Raw genomic sequence first — 3,002 nt, 5'->3', positions numbered from 1 at the left:
TTGCTACCTGGGCTGAAGGTCACTTGGCCGCCACCGGCGGTCAGGGCGCCGTCTTCTTCGTCGCTCGCCGTGAACGTCGCCATGGTTTGGCCCGCCACGGCGTCGTTTTCGTTGAACGCAGGCGCCGCGGTCACCGCGATCGTCGGGCCGTCGTTCTGGGCGGTATAAGTCGGCGTCGCGGCGGCATTGGCGGTGGCGTTGGCGCTGTCGGTGGCAGTCAGGCTCACCGCGGGCAGCTCGGTGCCGGCGTTGATGGCGTCGACGCCGGCCTGGGTGAGCACCACGTTCTCGCCGTCGAAGGCGTAGTAACCGTCGTTATTCGTGCCCGGCGTGAAGGTCACTTGGCCGCCACCGGCGGTCAGGGCGCCGTCTTCTTCGTCGCTCGCCGTGAACGTCGCCACGCTCTGGCCCGCCACGGCGTCATTTTCGTTGAACGCGGGTTCGGCAGTGACCGCGATCGTCGGGCCGTCGTTCTGGGCGGTATAAGTCGGCGTCGCGGCGGCATTGGCGGTGGCGTTGGCGCTGTCGGTGGCAGTCAGGCTCACCGCGGGCAGCTCGGTGCCGGCGTTGATGGCGTCGACACCGGCCTGGGTGAGCACCACGTTCTCGCCGTCGAAGGCGTAGTAGCCGTCGTTATTCGTGCCCGGCGTGAAGGTCACTTGGCCGCCACCGGCGGTCAGGGCGCCGTCTTCTTCGTCGCTCGCCGTGAACGTCGCCACGCTCTGGCCCGCCACGGCGTCGTTTTCGTTGAACGCGGGTTCGGCAGTGACCGCGATCGTCGGACCGTCGTTCTGGGCGGTATAAGTCGGCGTCGCCGCGGCATTGGCGGTGGCGTTGGCGCTGTCGGTGGCAGTCAGGCTCACCGCGGGCAGCTCGGTGCCGGCGTTGATGGCGTCGACACCGGCCTGGGTGAGCACCACGTCCTCGCCGTCGAAGGCGTAGTAGCCGGCGTCGTTGCTGCCTGAGGTGAAGTCAACGCCCCCGTTAGCCACGGTCAGGGCGCCGTCTTCTTCGTCACTCGCCGTGAACGTCGCCACGCTCTGGCCCGCCACGGCGTCGTTTTCGTTGAACGCGGGCGCCGCGGTCACGTCGATGGTCGGGCCGTCGTTCTGGGCGGTATAAGTCGGCGTCGCCGCGGCATTGGCGGTGGCGTTGGCGCTGTCGGTGGCAGTCAGGCTCACCGCGGGCAGCTCGGTGCCGGCGTTGATGGCATCGACGCCAGCCTGGGTGAGCACCACGTTCTCGCCGTCGAAGGCGTAGTAGCCGTCGTTATTCGTGCCCGGCGTGAAGGTCACTTGGCCGCCACCGGCGGTCAGGGCGCCGTCTTCTTCGTCACTCGCCGTGAACGTCGCCATGGTTTGGCCCGCTACGGCGTCGTTTTCGTTGAACGCGGGTTCGGCAGTGACCGCGATCGTCGGGCCGTCGTTCTGGGCGGTATAAGTCGGCGTCGCGGCGGCATTGGCGGTGGCGTTGGCGCTGTCGGTGGCAGTCAGGTTCACCGCGGGCAGCTCGGTGCCGGCGTTGATGGCGTCGACACCGGCCTGGGTGAGCACCACGTTCTCGCCGTCGAAGGCGTAGTAGCCGGCGTCGTTGCTACCTGGGCTGAAGGTCACTTGGCCGCCACCGGCGGTCAGGGCGCCGTCTTCTTCGTCACTGGCGCTGAAGGTGGCCACGCTCTGGCCCGCCACGGCGTCGTTTTCGTTGAACGCAGGCGCCGCGGTCACGTCGATGGTCGGGCCGTCGTTCTGCGCTACATAGCTCGGGGTATCGCTATCTTGGGTCGTGGCGTTGGCGCTGTCGGTGGCAGTCAGGCTCACCGCGGGCAGCTCGGTGCCGGCGTTGATGGCGTCGACGCCGGCCTGGGTGAGCACCACGTTCTCGCCGTCGAAGGCGTAGTAACCGGCGTCGTTGCTGCCTGGGCTGAAGGTGACTTGACCGGCACTGGCGGTAAGCGCGCCGTCTTCTTCGTCACTGGCGCTGAAGGTGGCCACGCTCTGGCCCGCCACGGCGTCGTTTTCGTTGAACGCAGGCGCCGCGGTCACGTCGATGGTCGGGCCGTCGTTCTGCGCTACATAGCTCGGGGTATCGCTATCTTGGGTCGTGGCGTTGGCGCTGTCGGTGGCAGTCAGGCTCACCGCGGGCAGCTCGGTGCCGGCGTTGATGGCATCGACACCGGCCTGGGTGAGCACCACGTTCTCGCCGTCGAAGGCGTAGTAACCGTCGTTATTCGTGCCCGGCGTGAAGGTCACTTGGCCGCCACCGGCGGTCAGGGCGCCGTCTTCTTCGTCGCTCGCCGTGAACGTCGCCATGGTTTGGCCCGCTACGGCGTCGTTTTCGTTGAACGCAGGCGCCGCGGTCACGTCGATGGTCGGGCCGTCGTTCTGGGCAGTATAAGTCGGCGTCGCCGCGGCATTGGCGGTGGCGTTGGCGCTGTCGGTGGCGGTCAGGCTCACCGCGGGCAGCTCGGTGCCGGCGTTGATGGCATCGACGCCAGCCTGGGTGAGCACCACGTTCTCGCCGTCGAAGGCGTAGTAGCCGGTGTCGTTGCTGCCTGAGGTGAAGTCAACGCCCCCGTTAGCCACGGTAAGCGCGCCGTCTTCTTCGTCACTGGCGCTGAAGGTGGCCACGCTCTGGCCCGCCACGGCGTCGTTTTCGTTGAACGCAGGCGCCGCGGTCACGTCGATGGTCGGACCGTCGTTCTGGGCGGTATAAGTCGGCGTCGCCGCGGCATTGGCGGTGGCGTTGGCGCTGTCGGTGGCAGTCAGGCTCACCGCGGGCAGCTCGGTGCCGGCGTTGATGGCGTCGACGCCGGCCTGGGTGAGCACCACGTTCTCGCCGTCGAAGGCGTAGTAACCGGCGTCGTTGCTGCCTGGGCTGAAGGTGACTTGACCGGCACTGGCGGTAAGCGCGCCGTCTTCTTCGTCACTGGCGCTGAAGGTGGCGACGCTCTGGCCCGCCACGGCGTCGTTTTCGTTGAACGCAGGCGCCGCGGTCACGTCGAT

General features: G+C 67.9%; 1 protein-coding gene. It reads right to left on the bottom strand.

The genetic code is table 11. The features are described from left to right. Nucleotides 1-3,002: beta strand repeat-containing protein (locus tag DFO68_RS15580; RefSeq protein WP_166637592.1), on the bottom strand; the 3,002-nt coding region annotated here is incomplete at both ends.

Origin of the sequence: Halomonas ventosae (assembly GCF_004361885.1) — a bacterium.
GTDB lineage: Bacteria > Pseudomonadota > Gammaproteobacteria > Pseudomonadales > Halomonadaceae > Halomonas > Halomonas ventosae_C.
Note: the sequence above shows the minus strand (reverse complement) of the source record. Positions and strands in the feature narration are given on the sequence as shown.